The organism is Sphingobium sp., from assembly GCF_033795625.1.
GTDB lineage: Bacteria > Pseudomonadota > Alphaproteobacteria > Sphingomonadales > Sphingomonadaceae > Sphingobium.
The window spans coordinates 19,502-37,080 of the sequence record NZ_JARYGI010000016.1 but is presented as its reverse complement, the minus strand read 5'-3'; the positions used below and the strand labels follow the sequence as shown (position 1 = coordinate 37,080).

The 17,579-nt window shown below is 61.8% G+C and carries 12 protein-coding genes, 1 tRNA gene and 1 pseudogene; 8 read left to right on the top strand and 6 right to left on the bottom strand.

Features of this window, described 5'->3' with window-relative positions; genetic code table 11:
• Positions 1-191: 191 nt before the first annotated feature.
• Entirely contained in the window at positions 192-1,427 is a 1,236-nt protein-coding gene (nhaA, locus tag QHC67_RS10035) for a Na+/H+ antiporter NhaA (RefSeq protein ID WP_319293877.1), read from the bottom strand.
• A 142-nt stretch (positions 1,428-1,569) separates the two neighbouring features.
• Here nhaA and QHC67_RS10030 point away from each other — a divergent pair, with 142 nt between their 5' ends.
• The 3 genes from QHC67_RS10030 (at position 1,570) to QHC67_RS10020 (ending at position 6,170) form a co-directional block, all read left to right on the top strand.
• Positions 1,570-3,132 (top strand): DUF389 domain-containing protein, encoded by a 1,563-nt coding sequence (locus QHC67_RS10030; protein ID WP_319293875.1) that lies wholly within the window; start codon positions 1,570-1,572, stop codon positions 3,130-3,132.
• Positions 3,129-4,418, top strand: a complete 1,290-nt coding sequence (locus tag QHC67_RS10025) for a sodium:proton antiporter (RefSeq protein ID WP_319293873.1) — start codon at positions 3,129-3,131, stop codon at positions 4,416-4,418. The genes QHC67_RS10030 and QHC67_RS10025 overlap by 4 nt, the downstream gene beginning before the upstream one ends.
• A gap of 219 nt (positions 4,419-4,637) precedes the next feature.
• Positions 4,638-6,170, top strand: a complete 1,533-nt coding sequence (locus tag QHC67_RS10020; RefSeq protein WP_319293872.1) for a hypothetical protein — start codon at positions 4,638-4,640, stop codon at positions 6,168-6,170.
• Positions 6,171-6,276: 106 nt separating this feature from the next.
• Here the strand turns inward: QHC67_RS10020 and QHC67_RS10015 are convergent, their stop codons facing one another.
• The 3 genes from QHC67_RS10015 to QHC67_RS10005 are packed head-to-tail and all read right to left on the bottom strand — an operon-like array spanning position 6,277 to position 9,683.
• On the bottom strand, positions 6,277-8,067 hold the full coding sequence (locus QHC67_RS10015) for an SLC13 family permease (protein ID WP_319293871.1): 1,791 nt from the start codon (positions 8,065-8,067) through the stop codon (positions 6,277-6,279).
• 7 nt (positions 8,068-8,074) lie between these two features.
• Positions 8,075-9,139 carry a potassium channel family protein gene (locus QHC67_RS10010; protein WP_319293869.1) on the bottom strand — a complete coding sequence of 355 codons (1,065 nt, stop codon included), beginning with the start codon at positions 9,137-9,139 and terminating at the stop codon, positions 8,075-8,077.
• 43 nt (positions 9,140-9,182) lie between these two features.
• Positions 9,183-9,683, bottom strand: a complete 501-nt coding sequence (locus tag QHC67_RS10005; RefSeq protein WP_319293867.1) for an MgtC/SapB family protein — start codon at positions 9,681-9,683, stop codon at positions 9,183-9,185.
• A gap of 557 nt (positions 9,684-10,240) precedes the next feature.
• Here QHC67_RS10005 and QHC67_RS10000 point away from each other — a divergent pair.
• Together QHC67_RS10000 and QHC67_RS09995 are read left to right on the top strand one after the other, a co-directional pair.
• Positions 10,241-11,164 carry a mechanosensitive ion channel gene (locus tag QHC67_RS10000; RefSeq protein ID WP_319293865.1) on the top strand — a complete coding sequence of 308 codons (924 nt, stop codon included), beginning with the start codon at positions 10,241-10,243 and terminating at the stop codon, positions 11,162-11,164.
• Complete coding sequence (locus QHC67_RS09995) at positions 11,151-12,422, top strand: DUF2254 domain-containing protein (RefSeq protein ID WP_319293863.1); 1,272 nt, start codon at positions 11,151-11,153, stop codon at positions 12,420-12,422. The genes QHC67_RS10000 and QHC67_RS09995 overlap by 14 nt, the downstream gene beginning before the upstream one ends.
• Here QHC67_RS09995 and tnpB read toward each other — a convergent pair.
• On the bottom strand, positions 12,419-12,592 hold the full coding sequence (gene tnpB / locus QHC67_RS19195; protein WP_413818522.1) for an IS66 family insertion sequence element accessory protein TnpB: 174 nt from the start codon (positions 12,590-12,592) through the stop codon (positions 12,419-12,421). The genes QHC67_RS09995 and tnpB overlap by 4 nt on opposite strands.
• Before the next feature lie 620 nt (positions 12,593-13,212).
• Between tnpB and QHC67_RS09990 the strand changes: the two genes are divergently transcribed.
• Entirely contained in the window at positions 13,213-14,439 is a 1,227-nt protein-coding gene (locus tag QHC67_RS09990; RefSeq protein WP_319293861.1) for a hypothetical protein, read from the top strand.
• Between the two features lie 348 nt (positions 14,440-14,787).
• Positions 14,788-15,870, top strand: a pseudogene (locus QHC67_RS19190) (recombinase family protein); the annotation flags it as partial.
• Between the two features lie 519 nt (positions 15,871-16,389).
• On the opposite strand, the gene QHC67_RS09985 reads toward QHC67_RS19190, so the two are convergent.
• A tRNA-Leu gene (locus tag QHC67_RS09985) sits at positions 16,390-16,476 on the bottom strand.
• Positions 16,477-16,631: 155 nt separating this feature from the next.
• On the opposite strand from QHC67_RS09985, the gene QHC67_RS09980 reads away from it, so the two are divergent.
• Positions 16,632-17,558 (top strand): complex I NDUFA9 subunit family protein, encoded by a 927-nt coding sequence (locus QHC67_RS09980; RefSeq protein WP_319293859.1) that lies wholly within the window; start codon positions 16,632-16,634, stop codon positions 17,556-17,558.
• Positions 17,559-17,579: the final 21 nt, after the last annotated feature.

Sequence of the window (17,579 nt, the reverse complement as noted above, 5' to 3'; positions counted from 1 at the left end):
GGGTTTATCCCAAGCGCCGCAAAGTCGGCCCCTCGCCTTCGGCGAGGAGCCAATTGGTAAAATTTCAGTGTTCTCGGCGAGGGCAAGCGCATCTAACTCGGCGGCGTGCTCGCAAACGGGCGCCGCCCTGACGGCGGTTCATGTTTCAAGGTGGCGTTTTAAACTCAACAAGAAGGTCTCGTTCGCCTTGATTATTGTACAGGCGAAGCTCCGATAGACTCGGACGGCGGTTGAGCATGACGGAGAGGGGCCAGCCTCAGCACGAGAAAACCAGCCACGGCAGAAACAACCGATCCGCCCAAGACGCCGATCTTGGCCTCCTCGACAAGCGCCGGATTGCCGGGAAATGCCAGCGCGCCGATGAAAAGGCTCATAGTGAAGCCGATCCCGCACAACAGCGCGACACCATAAATTTGCAGCCACGTCGAGCCACTTGGGCGGTTCGCCCAACCAATGCGCACGGCGAGCCAGACGCTGGCGAAGATGCCAAGTTGCTTGCCGATGAAAAGCCCCGCGGCGATGCCGAGCGGAAGCGGAGCGAAGATCTGTGCGGCACCCATTTCCGCAAACGATACGCCGGCATTAGCGAACCCGAACAGTGGCACGATCATATATGCCACCCAAGGATGCAGTCCATGCTCGAGCCGGTGCAGTGGCGACGTCGCTAGGTCGGGGGCGCCCGGCGAGCGCATGATCGGGATCAGCATCGCGGCGAGCACGCCAGCAACCGTCGCATGCACCCCAGACAGCAACACGGCGTACCAAAGCAGCACGAAAGCGAGCAGATAGGGCCACAGCGCCCGCACGCCTGCTCGGTTCATGACGAACATCGCGCCCATCACCGCGGTGGCGGCGAACAGCGCGGCACAATTGATGCTCGCTGTGTACGCGACCGCAATCACGGCGACCGCGCCCATATCGTCGACGATTGCGACGGTAGTCAGGAAGAGTTTGAGCGACGTCGGGGCACGGCTACCGAGCAGCGCTAAGACACCGATCGCGAATGCGATATCCGTGGCCGCAGGGATCGCCCATCCGGCGGAGAGCTCCGTACGGCCGCCGGTGACGACCAGATAAAGGATTGCCGGCACGACCATCCCCGCGCCCGCAGCGATGAAGGGAAGCCGCCGCTGCCTCCAGTTCGACAGCCGACCATCGACGAGTTCACGCTTTATCTCCAATCCAACGAGAAGAAAGAAGATCGCCATCAGGCCGTCGTTGATCCAGAGATGCGCATTCATTGGCCCAAGTTTCTGCGTCAAAACGGGGCCGGTCGTGGTGTGCAGCACGCCTTCATACATTGCGCGTAACGGGCAGTTGGCGACGATCATCGCCGCCGCCGCCGCCGCGATCAGGATGATCCCACCGGACGCTTCGCTTTGAAGGAAATCCCGTAATGCAGAATGATGTCCGCTCCGCTTTCGCATTCTGACTCCAAGGTTTGCAGGTCGGACGCGCTCGCGATGCCGCGACTGGCTGTGCGACGCGTGCCGTGTCTGAAGCGGGACTATAGTGTTCAGCGTTTCCCGGCTAGGGTAACGCCACTATGCAAAAACGAACAGCAATCAGGTGAACGAGGATAAGCTTCAAAGCGCGCGTCCGCATAGCAATCCGGGTTGGGACCATGTCCCGCTCTATCGCTGGTGGCGCACGTCGATCGTCGGCAGCGTCAGTCACGAACAAGTCGTCGCACGGATCGTGGAGGACAGCAGATGGTCGCCGCGCTACGCGTTCATGACCATGATGTCGGCGGGCATCGCCATACTCGGTTTGCTGCTGTCATCGCCGGCCGTGGTGATTGGCGCGATGCTAATCTCGCCGTTGATGAGTCCGATACTCGGCTTCGGTTTTTCGCTCGCGCTGTTCGACTTCGTCGAGATGCGGCGGTCGCTCACCGCGCTGGCGATCGGGACGCTAGCGGCGGTGGCGTTCACAGTGGTCATCGTCATGGCCTCGCCGCTGAAAGCGACGACCACAGAGATCCTGGCCCGCACCCGCCCCAGCCTGTTTGACCTACTGGTGGCCTTGTTCGCGGCCCTGGCGGGCACGTTCGCGGTCATTCGCGGCCGCGGCGAGACGATCGTCGGCGTCGCCATCGCGACCGCGCTGATGCCGCCGCTCGCGGTGGTCGGCTATGCGATCGCAACCTGGAACATGCCGGTTTTGGCCGGGTCGACCGCGCTATTCGTCACAAACTTCGTCACGATCGCGCTGACAGCCATGATCCTCGCGCGCTTTTATGGATTTGGCCATTCTCTTTCGCACCGCCAAAGCTGGGCGCAAACGGTCCTGCTGCTCGCCGTGTTCGTCGCAATGGCAGTGCCACTGGCGATCTCGCTCGAGCAGATCGCGCGCGAATCGCTCGTTACCAATCAAGTCCGCAATACGCTCTCGCAGAGGTTCGGGACGAATGCCCGCGTTACCCAGCTCGAAATCGACTTTGACGCCAATCCGCTGCTGGTTCGATCCGTCATCATCGCCCCGCGTGCGGCACCGAAGAGCCGTGACGATCTTCGCGCGCAGCTGCAAAAGACGCTGGGTCGGCCCGTCCAGCTTCAGCTCGACCAGGTGCTATTGACCCCAGGAGCTGGAGCAATCGACGCGCAGCGCGCCGAACTCCGCCAGTCGAGCGAAGCCAGCGCCGCCGCGCGGGCGGCTGATCGCGCGGTTGCGCGGATCGTGTCGATGGCCGCGGGCGTCGATACGGAGCGGATCACGCTCGATCACGACCAGCGGCGAGTCATGGCGACAGCGGCCGTGCTTCCGGGCGCTAGCCTTGAGACATATCAAGTTCTCGAGCGCCGCGCCTCCGCTGCTGCGGAAGGCTGGAACGTAGCTTTGGTGCCGCCTCTGGGGCCGATGCCATTGGTGCGTTTCGGCAATGGCTCCGACTCACTTGACGAAGCGGCACGCCGCACCGTTCTCCTGTCGGCCTGGGCGGCCGGGCGGTGGAACATCCCGGCTCTGGCCGTGCCGGGGCTGCCACCATCGGTTGACAACACCCCCTCCCTGGCCGGGCGGCGCGGACTGGCCATCGCCGCCCTGTTGCGCGAGCGGGGCGTAAGGTCCGTACCTGCGCCCTCTGCTGGCCCCGCTTTTCGCCTCGTCGCCGCCGTCCCGGAACAGAAATGAACCACGGCATCGCCATCACTCCGCTCGACGCGGCCGCCATCCTGATCGTGCTGGCCGCCGCGCTCGGCTACTTCAACCATCGTTTCCTTGGCCTGCCGCAGTCGGTCGGGCTAACCTTGATGGGAGCGGTCGCGTCGCTGATCGTTGTCGGCATCGATCGGTTGCTCCCCGGCAGCACCGTCGGCGAGGACGTTCTGGCGTTCATTACGGGGATCGACTTCCAGGCCACGCTGATGGACGGAATGCTGTCGTTTCTGCTGTTCGCGGGCGCGCTGCACGTCGACTGGAACGAGATGCGGCGCGGGCGCTGGCCGATCCTCGTGCTGAGCACGATCGGCGTTCTGATCTCGACGATGATCGTCGGCGGCGGCTTCTTCGTGTTGTCGCAAGCGCTCAGCCTGGAAGTGCCGTTGGTCTGGTGCCTGGTGTTCGGCGCGCTTATCAGCCCGACGGATCCGGTCGCGGTAATGAGCGTACTCAAGCGCGCCAACGTCGGGCCGACCCTGGAGGCGACGGTCGCGGGCGAGAGCCTGTTCAACGACGGCGTCGGCGTGGTCGTCTTCTCGATCATCCTCGCCACCGCGATCAGCGGCGACGCCTTCTCGGTGACGCAGGGGCTCGAATTATTCTTCATCGAGGCAGGCGGCGGGGTGGCGCTCGGCCTGGTCACCGGATGGGTCGCGTTTCGCGCAATGCGCTCGATCGACGAATACAATGTCGAGGTCCTGATCAGCCTCGCGATCGTCATGGGCGGCTACGCGCTCGCTCGCCAACTCCACATCAGCGGGCCGGTGGCGATGGCGGTGGCGGGATTGCTGATCGGCAATCACGGCGTCGCTCACGCGATGAGCGATACGACGCGCGACTATCTGATCAAATTCTGGTCGCTGATCGACGAAATCCTCAACGCGGTTCTGTTCCTGCTGATCGGCCTCGTGGTCGTCACTATCCCTTTCGACGTCCGCCTGATCGTCGTCGGGCTGTCGGCGATCCCGCTTGTGCTCGCCGCGCGCGCGGTCGCGGTCATGCTGCCGCTCGCCGCGATGCGGCCATTCCTCAACCTGGGCCCGCTGGCGCCGCCGATCCTGATCTGGGGCGGGCTTCGCGGCGGCATTTCGGTGGCGCTAGCGCTCAGCCTGCCCGACGGCCTCTCGCGCTCGGTCGAGCTGACCGCGACCTACATCGTTGTGCTGTTCGCGGTGATCGCTCAGGGCGGGACGATCGCGCGGCTGATCGACCGGTGGCGGGCGCGATACGAGGGCATCACTGAGGGCCCAGATGCGTAACGATATCGCTAGCCTGCGACACCTAACAGATGCGCTGTTTAGCAGCAGGCGGATAATCGAATAATGCTTACGGTTCTCCGCATTGTGGTGAGGAGGGCCGGGTGGTTGCTGACTTCGTTTATCGTCATCGTTGCGGTACTGGCATCGGCGCATGACCTGCCGGTCAAGCTGCGCGAGTGGCGGGCTGAGGCCGAACGGGCGGAGCAGGTCGCGGCTAGCTTGAATGCGAACGCCCCGGCGTTTCAGCGCGCCGCGCAAGCTAACGTCGGTCGAGCCGACAGCGAGATCGTCGCCTTACTGCGCGCCGGCGATGCAGAACTCACGGCTGCGGAACGCGACGTAGCGGAACGGCATGCGCACGCGCGGGAGATTGCACGTCCCGGCATTACCATGGACCCTGGAAAGGTAGTCGCCAGCTATCAGGCGCGCTTTGTCGAGATTCCGTTGCTGGAGCGAACCGCAGCACTCATTGCACTGCGCCGCGCGAACTTTCGCGTGATCGCGACCCGCCAGTTGCAGGTCCGATCAATTGAAGCGGATCGTGCACGACACCGCGGGAAGGTGGCCGCGTTCAACGATCAGGTACGGCAAAGGAACGTCTGGCAAGATCGGGCGGGAAATCAACGGCGGAATCCGCTTTGCCAACGTGCACCGCAGTTGCCGGGGTGCGGCCTCGTTCGGGACATTCGTAGGCGCGATGCACAACTTCAGCAGGATCGGCGGACCTTGCAGGTCGAAGCGGCAGCCCTGAAAGCCCGCAGTTCCGCAGTCACAGAACTGGCGCTTCGCCGGGAGCAGGTGGAAGACGGTGCGGAAATCTTCGAGCGTGCCTCCAAAGCTTACCAAGCTGAATTGAATCAGCAATCCGAGCGAGCTAGCGGCTATGTGTGGAATCAGGCCACGGCCGCGCTGCGGCGCCACGGTCGCACAGCTTTTCTGATCCTGCTCGGCGTGGTGCTGTTACCGGTTTTGCATAAGCTGCTCGCCTTCTTCGTTATCGCCCCGCTCGCCGCGCGGACACGACCGGTGCGGCTGCTCGATGATGGTCCACCGATGGCGGCAGGTTCGTCGGGCATCAGCATTGAAGTGCAGATTGACCGCGATAGCGAACTGCTGCTGCGATCAGGGCTACAGAGCAGCGCCACAGACATCAGAGGTAGCGACGCTTATGTGCTCGATTGGCGCATGCCATTTAGCTGCCTCGCCGCTGGTTTGATAAATTTACAGCGTCTCCGCAGCGACCAGCGCGAACACCTCGTTGTAACGGGGATCGACGCTAATCATCGTGTTGCAGCCATCACCGTTCCGACCGGTGGAGCCGTCGTGGTTCAACCTCGTGCGCTCCTGGGTGTGGTAAAGCAGCGAAGCCAGAGGCTCGTCATCACCCGACCGTGGCGCATCTTCTGGCTAATCTCATGGATCACCGCGCAATTTCGCTATATTATCTTTCACGGCCCCTGCACACTGATCGTTCAGGGCTGCAACGGCGTCATAATCGAGGAGGCGACGCGCAATCGCAAGATCGACAGGCGGCTGACACTTGGCTTCGATGCGGGCGTCTCGTACGGCGCGGCGCGTTCGACCTCGTTTCAACCGTATCTGCGAGGGCAAGCGAGCCTGTTCAACGACCGCTTCGACGGTACTGGTCGCTACTTCTATGAGCAACGCGCGGCGGGGGCAGGAAAGAGCGGCCTGTGGGGACGTGGCCTCAAAGGGCTCGGAGATGCTTTGCTCGGCGCTTTGGGGATCTAATTCAGAAAGCCGATGCGGCTTACGAAATTCGCAAATTGGAACCCACAGCTTAGCTGTGAGGAGCACTTTGCGCGGTCTCGAAGCGCTTATTCGCGACGAGCGGCATTCAGTATAAACCGTAACGAAAGACCAACAGTCCCGATAGCGTGACGATCATCAGTGCCACCAACGGAAGCCCGGTTTTCGTATAGTCGCCGAACTTGTAGTCGCCGGCCGACATGATCAGCATATTTGTCTGGTAAGCGACCGGCGTTGCGTAGCACAAATTGCACCCGAACAGGACCGCGAGCACCAGCGGCTCGACGGGAATTCCGAGTTTTTGGGCGAGGCTGAAGGCAATCGGCGTGCCGACCGCAGCGGCTGTAGTGTTCGACGCGAAGTTGGTGAGCACAGTCACGAACAGCATCACCGCCGCGAGAACGCCGGCGGCGGGAAGAAATTGCAGCCCGATGGCGATGAGCCCGCTTAGCCATTCGGCTGCCCCGCTATCGAGAATGATGCGTCCGATCGCGATACTTGCCGCCACCAGCACGATCACCTTGGCCGACAAGGCGCGCCCGATCCGGTCGAAGCGGACGCAACCGGTGACGAACATCGCGATCGCGCCAGCCAGCGCGGAAATGGCGATCGGCACGATTCCGATGCTCGCCGGCACAACTGCGCCAGCCATGATCGCGAGTGCGAGCGGCGCCTTGGCGGTGCGCGGCAGTTCTTTGGCGCCTTCGAGGACGAGCAGATTCTCCGAGCGGGCCAGCTTCTGCAGGTCGGACATCGCGCCGGTGGCGAGGATGATGTCGCCCTCGCCGAACATGGGTTCGGCCTGCGGTTCGGCGTTGACGGGCCGGTCGCCGTGCCACATGCGCCGCGCGTCATGAACGCCGAGGATCGCAACATTGTAGAGTTCAGCAAGGTTGGCGTTGGTGACGCCCTTGCCGATCAGGCCAGAATCTCTCGGGATCGACAGCTCGACCACGGTCAAATCCTCGCCGGTCTTGCCATAGCCACTCTTAAGCCGCTCCATCAGCCAAGCGGGCGCGGCGGTCGCGCCCAGCACACGTATCGCTTCCTCCAGCGCCGCATGTGTTGCGCTGACCGCCAGTCGTCCGCCCGCAACCGGACCGCGAACCTCGACTAGTTCCGGCAGGCGGCTCTTGAGCTGGTCTATGTCCATGTCGCGCGCGGGCGAGGTGCCGCTGAGCCGCAGCGTCGCGGCGAAGCGGCGCGGCTCATGCCCGGCGGCGAGCGAATTGTCGGGCAGCAGGCGCGGCATCACCAGCCATATGAACGGCAGCGCGACCACCGCCGCCATCAGCACGATCGGCGTGAAGTGGAACACGCCGATCGGCGGCAGCCCCATGTCGCCCGCGATCGACACAACCAGCAGATTGGTTGACGTGCCGATTGTCGTCGCCATGCCGCCAATCAGCACAGCGCTGTTGACTGGAATTAATGTCTTGGACGCGGCCATTCCGCCATTGGCGGCGATCGCGGCCATGACGGGCAGCAGCAACACGAGCACCGGCGTGTCGTTGACCATCATGCTCATGCCCATCGCCAGCAATAGGGTGATGAGCAGGCCGAGCTGGTGGTTGACCCGCCACACCCGTGTCAGCAGCCGCGACGCCGGTTCGAGCGCGCCCGTGGTCACGAGCCCGCGGCCTAGCACCATCAGCGCGCAGATCGTGATCAGCGCGTAATGGCCGAAGCCTTCGAACGCGAGTTTGAGCCCGTCGGTCGGCGCCTGCCCCGGGAGCGGAAAGGAGTAGAGTCCGAGCGCAATGGCGCTGATGGTCAGCAGCGAGATGATCTCGACCCGCGCCCGGCCCGACACGAAGCCGTAGAACATGGCGACGGTGAGCAGAATCGCGCCAATCGCATGGGGGGATGGGACCGTCACAATGCCATCACGATGCCGAGGCTGAAGGCGCGGCTTCTGTCAGCGCGACGATTTCGATGATAGCGTCGCCCGCTTCGATGGTTTCGGCCGCTTCTTCCCAAAAGCCGATCGCCCGCCCAGCCCGTAGGAGGCGGACGGCAAGGCCTGGACCGATTGAGCGCAGCGACCTGCCAACCTCCGAGGCAGTGGCCAAACGCTCGTGCAGTGCGACCCGACCGTCGGCCGCGGCCAGATCGCGGATGTAATCGACAGCACCGCGATGGGTGGACGATCGCGCCAAAAGATGTCCGCCAAGGCTCACCGGATTGATGATGGAGGCCGCACCAGCCTGGCTCAACAGGTCTTCGTTCTCAACCGCGCGGACGCTCGCGCTGATTGGGATTGTCGGATTGAGCTGGCGCGCGCTCAGCACGATGAGGGCCGCGGTATCGTCCCGGCCTGGCGCGACAAGCAAGGCCTTGGCGCAATCCACGCAGGCGGCGTCGAGCGTCGCGTTATGCGTGGCGTCGCCAGTCAGCGCTGTAACGCCGAGTTCGACCGCAATAGCCACCCGTTCCGGATCGCAATCAATGACGACGATCGCCTTGGGATCGATGCCTTGGCGGATCAGCTCGGTCACCGCCGCTTCGCCCCCGGCGCCAAAGCCACAGACGATGTGATGGTCGTATAGCGTCTTCTCGATCATTCGCGTGCGTATCCGATCCCATGTCCGCTGGAACACGAACGTATAGGCGGTGCCAAGAAAGATTAGCCACACGAAAAGCCGGATCGGCGTCACCACGAACGTGTCGAACAGGCGCGCCTGGGGTGTTACCGGCACGATGTCGCCATAACCGACGGTCGTTATCGTCACCGCTGTAAAATAGAGGATATCGACGAACGACACCGCGCCATCGACGTTGTCGCGCAAGCCGTCGCGATCGAACCAATGGCCCGCTAGCGCGACGGCCATCAGCGACAAGGCCAGCCCGGCTCGGAGCAGGAGAGACTGACCGACCGTCAGCGAGCCCCGACGCATGAGCGAGAGTGTAACATCGGGCGAGCTTATGGCCCGTGCCCGTTTATTGGCCATGTTCCGGCGTCGGTTTCGAGCCGGAGCAGCGTATGAGCTGGCTCTAGGTATCTGCCTTGTCCTCATCTTCGCCGGCGAGGCTGGCAGTGTAAGGGTCGGTCTCGACGAAGCGACGGCTGACTAAGAACAGGACCACAATGCCAAGCGCGATCAATCCAGCCAGCCAGAGAAAGCCCATGCCGCAGATCAAGCCAATCGCGCCCGCCGACCAGATCGACGCCGCCGAGCCCGCTCCCTTGACGATGTCGCCCTCGCGAAACAATGCGCCCGCGCCAAGAAAGCCGATGCCGCTCATCACACCGCTGATGACCTTGGCCGGATCGATCGACAGATTGGCGTCGGCGGAGGTGAACGGCAGCTCGACGACAAGCAGCCCCAGTCCGCACGAACTGAGCGAGATAATCACGAAGGGCCGAAAATCGACAGGCTTCTTGTGGACGAAACGCTCGACGCCGATCGAAAGCGCGAACAAGATCGCAAGGCCGATACGGGCGAGTGCATCGATCCAGCCGATGTGAACAGGGAGAAAGGTGCCGGGCTCCATCTGCTCTTGATTGGACGCCCGACGCGCGCGATGCAATGCAAGTTGGACCAGACCCGCTTGAGCCGCTGGCAGGGGTCATGGATTCTCGATGCTCTGATCGGCCCGGTCAACGAGATGTAGCCGGCTTCGTCAGGGTGCTGCCACAGCTTGGCTTTGCGCTGTTCGTCGTTGTTCTCATTTGGTTCGGATCCGGAAGCTATCGATGAAAGCGCTGTGCAGGGTCAGCTATGCCTGTATCGAGGCTGCGATGGATGGTGAAACGTGGGGCGAATACGTTTGGCGCAAGGCCCCTATGATATGGCCGTGCTTGACAATGATCTTCCGAATTGGACCAGCCAACTATTCTGGAGCGACGACTGCATCAGGATTGTCGCAAAACCATTTTCAGCAGCGACGCTGCTCGAAGCTATCTTTACGCTTCGCGGCAAATCCATAGCCGTGCATCAGTCTCGGTAATTAATTGCTGGCGCCGCAATATCGCTCAAGGCATGCTGCTGTCTCCGCTCGCCCCACTCAGATAAGGAGGACAGATAATCAAGGAGCCTGCCTCCCTTATAATGGCCAAGCTGCAAAGCTTCGCCAACGGCTTCTTTTTGCAGCTGCCCAACCTACTCGTGGCCGCCGTGTTCCTTGCCATCGCCTGGCTAGTGGCCGGTCTGGTTGCCACCGCCATCGCGCGGCTTGCCGCACATCGCGCGCGGCCCGATTTGGGATCTCTGCTGGGCTCATTGGCGCGCGGAGCGGTGCTGGTCGCGGCATTTCTGTTCGCGGCGGCGATCGTCTTTGCTAGCGTGCATCCGGGCGACATCCTCGCGACGCTGGGAATAGGATCGGTGGCGATTGGCTTCGCTTTCAAGGATATCCTGCAAAACCTGCTCGCCGGTATATTGCTGCTGATCAACCGGCCCTATCGGCGTGGCGACCAGATCGTCGTCAAAGATTTCGAGGGCACGGTCGAACACATCGAAAGCCGCGCGACGCTGATCAAGACCTATGACGGGCGCCGGGTGATCATACCCAACAGCGACATTTACACCTCGCCGGTGGTGGTCAACACGGCCTATGCGCAGCGCCGCGACGACTTCATCGTCGGAATCGGCTATGGCGACGATCCAGTCGCAGCGATCGATGCGTTCATCGCCGCAATTGCGGCGGTCGAGGGCGTGCTCGCCGATCCGGCGCCCGAGGTACTCCCTTGGGCGCTCAACGATTCGACGGTCGATCTCAAGGCCCGCTGGTGGGCGGATTCGGCGCGAGCCGAGCAGGTCCACGTCCGTGCCCGGGTTGTGCTCGCCATTTTCAGAGCCGCCAGAGAGCACGGCATTGATCTGCCGTTCCCAACGCAGGTCCTGCTATTCCACGACCAGTCCGAAGCTACCGATGGCGACCGACGCCATCAGCGCGAGGGCTGGCCGGCGGGCAGTAATCCTCCGGCGCCAAGGGCCGTAGCAAAGACCGAGGCGGACCATGGGCAAGGATAAGGGTGCGTCCCTGCTCGGTCAAACGGCATGGCTGCTCCGCCAGTTCAGGAAGAAAATCTGGGTACGTGCCTCGCTGTTCAGCGGTGCGGCCGTCATTGTCGCGTTGCTCGCAGCGTTTGTCGGCCCCTACCTCCCTTATGATCCCAGCCTCACGCTCGCAGCCGGGTCGGTCGACCATATCCTCAACATTCTCGCCACGAGCATGCTCGCGGTGACGACCTTCTCGCTTTCGATCATGGTTGCGGCCTATTCCGCCGCCACCTCGAACGTCACACCACGCTCGACCAAGCTGCTGCTGACCGATTCGGTTGCCCAAAATACGCTCGCGACCTTCGTCGGCTCCTTCCTGTTCAGCATTGTAGGTGTGATCGGTCTCGCAGCAGGTATCTATGGCGGCAAGGGCCGCATCATCCTGTTCTTCGCGACGCTCGTCGTCCTGTTCGTGATCGTTGCGACCTTGCTGCGCTGGATCGAGCAACTGGGGAAGTTCGGTCGTGTTGGTGATACGATCCGCCGTGTGGAGGAGGCGACCTTGCCGGCCTTCCGTCAGGCAGGAAGGCTGCCTCGGCTCGGTGCCCAGCCTCAGGTGCCAATATCCAATCAGGCACAAGCGATCAACGCCGCGCGCTGCGGCATTGTTGTTCATATCGATGTGGCTAGGCTGGACGAGATCGCCAAGGAAAACGATCTCACTGTCCATCTTGGTGCCATGCCGGGATCCCTGGTGCATCCGAGCCGACCCGTCATACATGTACAACCGTCGGCCGCCGACGGCGTGGTCGAAGATCTGCGCGCCTGCGTGACCGTCGAGGACGATCGCGAATTCGAGCAAGATCCGCGCTTCGGCGTCATCGTGCTCTCCGAGATTGCCTCTCGTGCGTTGTCGCCTGCCGTCAATGACCCCGGGACTGCAATTGAGGTTCTTGGCGCTGGGCTGCGTGTGTTTCTCGCTTTTGCTGCCGCTGCCGACGAGCGAGAGGATGGTCCGTTCAACCATGTGCATGCCCCTGACCTGAACATTGACGACCTGTTCCTAAGCTTTTTCAATCCGATCACACGTGACGGCGCTGCCTTGGCGGAGGTGCAATTGCGGGTGCTCGTCGTTCTCCAAGCGCTAGGAGGACGAAGTCCAGCGATGTTCGGCGCGGCTGTAGCACGGCATGCAGCGTTCGTCGCAGAGCAGGCCAAACGATCGCTCGTTATGGATCATGACCGGTGCCTGATTGTTGCGACATCGAAAGAGTTGATGGCTCGCTAGTAGTTGAAATGTTTGGTGGCAATCTGCGGAGCGATCGGGCGGCGACCGCCATGCACCCGGCGCCAGTCCAAGCCTTCCAAAAGTCCGCCGAGCTGGGCTACGGTCACACGTCTCACATCGTCGTGGATTCGCGGCCACTTGAAGCTGCCGGACTCGAGGTTCTTGGCCATCCCGCACAGGTCGATGCCGTCCTAACAGACCAGCTTGATCCGGTCCGCACCATTGGCCATGACATGTAGATCACGCCTGATTCGGTATCGCCACCAACTCGCCCCGACCAGTGCGGCCAAAGCGTCCGGTCCTTTACGAAAGTCCGCCCGGCGCGTTCTAATCATCACGTGCGCGCCTGCAGTGGTTCCGATTGTCGTTCGGCCTTTGGAATGGTAATCGCTGGCACAACCATCTCGACAGCGGTGCCGTGCGCGATCTTCACCGAGACCGGGACGATATCCAATTCGACGGCGCTAGCGAGTCAACGCCGGCGCTGGCGCCACGCAGTTGTGGCGCATAAAGGTCCGCTTCTGCCGCAAGCCGACGACGTAGGGTTCTGGCCGGAACGACCGGTTTGTCCCACACCCAGTCAAAGGCAGAGATTGAGAGAATGCGGGCTAACGTCAGCTTCCAAGAGCATGCAAATGCTTTCGAACGACGAAAGGGCGCAAATCCGCACCGATGTAGGCTACATTGGAGTATCTCTGGCACTCAAAGGGTATCGCTAATCAACATCGATTTGTGCCTGTAATTGGATCTTCGCCTGCCGACATTCTGCTCCGCAGGCGGGAGCCAGGACATGACCACGCCAGAGAATTTCCAGGTCTTCAATGAAAAGTCCAGTGAGACCCTAGATAGCGCTTCCGAGCGTACACCCCTATCGGAAGCCGGCAACACCGTCGGAATTGCAGACGATGCTGCCATGGACGGTGCCGTTCAGGACAACGCTGAGACCATCGTCACCGAGGTCGATGACGCCGGGCGCTATGCAGGCGATTTCGACATCGGCTCCGTCACCAGCACCTCCCGGCAACTTGAAATAGAACTTGTAGGCAACGCAAAGAATGCGCCACCGGCAGCCGCAGTAGGCACGTTCCCCGCTGCCCCAAAGCTGGATAATGAGTTCATGCTTCGACTGGATCAACTCCAGATCGGCACCTACACGTTGCAGAACGACTACGACTTCTCCAGCGGACGGGGGAAGGCCATCCTTCACGCTGTTCTTGAGCCTGAAAAGCTTGCCCCGATCCAGGTCAAGAAGATCGGTAGCAACTGGGTCGTCGTCGACGGCTGGGCCCGCGTCATGGCGATGCGATTTCATTTCGGTAACACCGCAAACATGATGGTGCGCGTCGTGGTGTGGGACGGGTCGGAGAAGGACGCGATCTACCAGCGCTTTGCCTCAGAATTCCTGACGCTGGTCACCAGGAAGATCGACAAGGCACGCCTTCTCCTCAAATTCCACAACCTCTGGAACGTCCCTCAAATCGTCCTGGCGGCACGGATCGGCCTACAGGCCACCAGGGTCACCAAGGACCTTAAGGCCGCCGTCGCCTATGAAGAAGCGCCCCGCTTCATCCAACTCCTCGATCGGTCTAGCGATCCGGCAATAGATTATCTTTATCAGGTCCAGTGTGCACGCGAAGCGGCAATGAAGGAAGACGCCAACAACAAGCATCGTGCCACCGCGCAGGGCGCTGTTGCAGCGCTCGGCAAACGCCTTGAAGATCTTCTCTCCAAGCCTGAGCGGTTTAACACGGCAGGAGCGCTAATTGCTCTCGGCATCAAGGAATCGAAGGGTTTGGACAAACCGTCACAGGATATCGATCCTGGGATGGAAGACCTGTGGAGCCTCCTCGATTTCATCCCCGGGCCTGAGGACGACGAGCCGGCGATCAAAATCTACGCATCTCCCGACAAGCGCCTGCGCTTCGATTTCCTCATCGATCCATCGTCTTTGGATGCGACGGACAAGGCCGAGCTGAAGGCCCGGTTGCTGAAAGTCATAGAGGAAACCATAGGCTAAAACCCAGCATTGACGCCCCGGCAGACCGGCAATGGCCGCCTCCCTCCTCCCATGCCCCCACTGCGGCAGCAAGCACACAGACGAGTGTGCGGGCGATGATCATGCTTGCCGTAGGCCGAATGGTTCGTCGGCGGAAAAACTAAACGGTTCATCCCCGTCGGCCAGATCGAGCGTCGTCAACGCAAAGGTTCCCGCTAATCGAAAACCCAGGAAAACCAATCGCGGCGGCATGCGTCCGATACCGATATATAGCCAGCTGCCTTTGAACTTGCCTATTTCCTGCGAAGAGATTCAAATCGTGCTGGCGGTGCTCGGCCCTGACCTCGCCGCCCTATTTTCGGAGGATGGATGATGAAGCGCAGCCGCAAGCCCAAGTTAAGCTCCAACATGCGTGCCTATGTCTATTTGCGGCTGAGCGTCGACAAGGAAGATGGGAAACCGCAGAGCATCGACGCCCAGCGCCATGCCGTCGAAGCGTATGCGCGCAAGAATGGCATCGAGATCATAGAGGAGTTTGTCGACAGCGGCATGAGCGGCCAGTCCGACAAGCGACCCGCCTTCAACCGGATGATCGCGCAGGCGACGGACGGCACCTACCCTGTCGGCATTGTGCTGCTATATCGCCTATCGCGCATGGCACGCAACATGCGCATTTTCTTCAACGCGCTGGATGGACTAGCCGACGAGGGCGTTGAAGTCGTCTCCATTACCGAGAACTTCGGCCAGGGACGCGCCAAGCGCTTAGGCCAGACCTTCACGGCTTTCGCCGCCGAACAGGGTGCAATCGATGCTTCGGTCTTCACATGCAAGAGCCGCCGGGAGAATGCGTCGAAGGGTTTCTACAATGGCGGTCCGGTGGCTTTCGGTTACGAATCCTACGTCGCACGAAAGGACGGTGACAAGGAGCGGATGAAACTGCGCACCGTGCCCGCCGAAGCAGCGGTGGTCGACCAGATTTTCGACTGGGCCGACGCGGGGCGCGGCGGGCGCTGGATTGTTGCAGAGCTAAATACGCGTGGCACGACACTGCGCGGGGCCAAGTTCTCAAACGGCAATATAGCCGACATCCTTGGCCGCATCGCCTATACCGGAGTTTATTATGACAAAACCGCCGACGATGACGGCAATATGCCCGAACCGGAGGACTGGATCGCCGTTCCATGCCCAGCCATCGTCGACCAGGCCAGATACGACAGGGTCAACGCGCTGCGCGCATCGCGCAATCCACGTCGTACCCCTCCTCATATTGCTGCCGGCACCACAATGCTCACCGGGATTGCGACATGCGGCGCGGCGGGATGCGCTTGCGCTATGACGATCCGCACCGGCAAGGGCGGGCGATACAGCTATTATGTTTGTGCCAATCGTGTGAACAAGGGCGGAGCTTGCGCCACGCCAAGCATGCGGCGGGAAGTGCTGGACAATCTCGTATTGGAAACGGTGGAGGAGCAGTTGCTGGCACCTGAGCGGCTGCAAATCCTCCTTGCTGACGTGCTGAACCTTTCCGACAAGAAGCGCGTCCAGCGCGAACAGGAATTGTCTCACGCGCGGGCCGAGCAAACCCGCCTGAGGACCAGTGTCGAACGCCTGCTCATTCTGGTGGAAACCGGGCAGATGGGACCCCGCGATCCCATCTTTGCGAAACGCATGGGTGAAAATCGGTCCGCACTGGCTGCTACATCGTCGCGCATTGATACACTCGAGACACAGCTTGCGAGGGGATCACGCAGGATCACGCCTTCCACGATCAGCCGATTTGGCGAGCTGCTGTCCGCCAGACTGCGGGACGATGACTCGACGCTGCGTAAGGCCTATCTGCGGATGCTGGTGTCAAAGGTCACCGTTTCCAAAGATGAAATCCTCATCTCCGGCCCGAGGTCAGTGCTGGAAAATGGCGTCTGCAACGGCGCCCCGCGCCTACAAGGAACGGTGCCCATCTTTGACCGGGAATGGTGCCCAGAAGAGGACTCGAACCTCCACGACCTTGCGATCGCCAGCACCTGAAGCTGGTGCGTCTACCAATTCCGCCATCTGGGCACGGGGTAGGCAGCGGCGGATAGTCGTCGCGTTAATTTCTGTCAATCGCCGGCCCCTATATTTTTCCTGAACAGCGCGCCGCTGGTTGTCTCGCGTGGTCTGCTGGGGCAAGGGACGCAGGAGATACTTTTTAGCTTTGGGTCACGAGGTCTGTGATGAAAAACGAGCTGGTTACGGTTTTCGGTGGCGGAGGGTTCCTGGGCCGCTACGTGGCGCAGGAGCTTCTGTCGCGTGGCGCGCGGGTGCGTATCGCGGAGCGCAATCCTGCCAATGCGGTGCGCATAAAGCCCCTGGGAGGCCTGGGTCAGACGCAACTCCTCTCCGCGGATCTCACGAAACCCAGGAGCGTAGCGCAGGCTGTGGAAGGCGCGGCGGCCGTGGTGAACCTCGTCGGCGTCCTCAAAGGCGCCTTCGATGCCGTGCACCGCGCTGGAGCCGAAATGGTCGCCAAGGCAGCAGCGGCGGCCGGCGCAAAGGCATTGGTGCAGGTGTCCGCCATAGGCGCCGATCCGGAGAGCGCCTCGGCCTATGCACGGAGCAAGGGCCAAGGCGAAGCGGCCGTCAGGGCGGCTTTTCCCCAGGCCACCATCGTGCGGCCGTCGATCATTTTCGGGCGTGAAGATCAGTTCACCAACCGCTTTGCGCAGATGATCCGCACCGCGCCCATCGTGCCCCTGATCAGCGGCAACACGAAATTTCAGCCGGTGCATGTGGTCGATGTCGCGCGGGCGATCGCCATTGCAGCTCTCGATTCCGCTAACCATGGGGGCAAGACCTATGAGCTGGGCGGGCCGGAAGTTCTCTCGATGGAGGCGATCAACCGCTGGCTGGCGGCAGCGATCTGCCGGGACCGGTTGTTCGTCCATGTGCCTAAGCCCGCAGCCTCGCTGCTGTCGCGCCTGCCGGGCGGACCGATCACCTCGGACCAGCTTCTCATGCTGGCGCGCGACAATGTCGTGGCACCGGACGCGGCAGGGTTCGCGGCCTTCGGCATCGTGCCCACGCCCATGGCGGCAGTCGCGGATGCGTGGTTGGTAAAATATCGAAAGCACGGACGCTTTTCCGGTCGCGCCGAGGCATGACATTTGAAAAAGGGGCGGCGC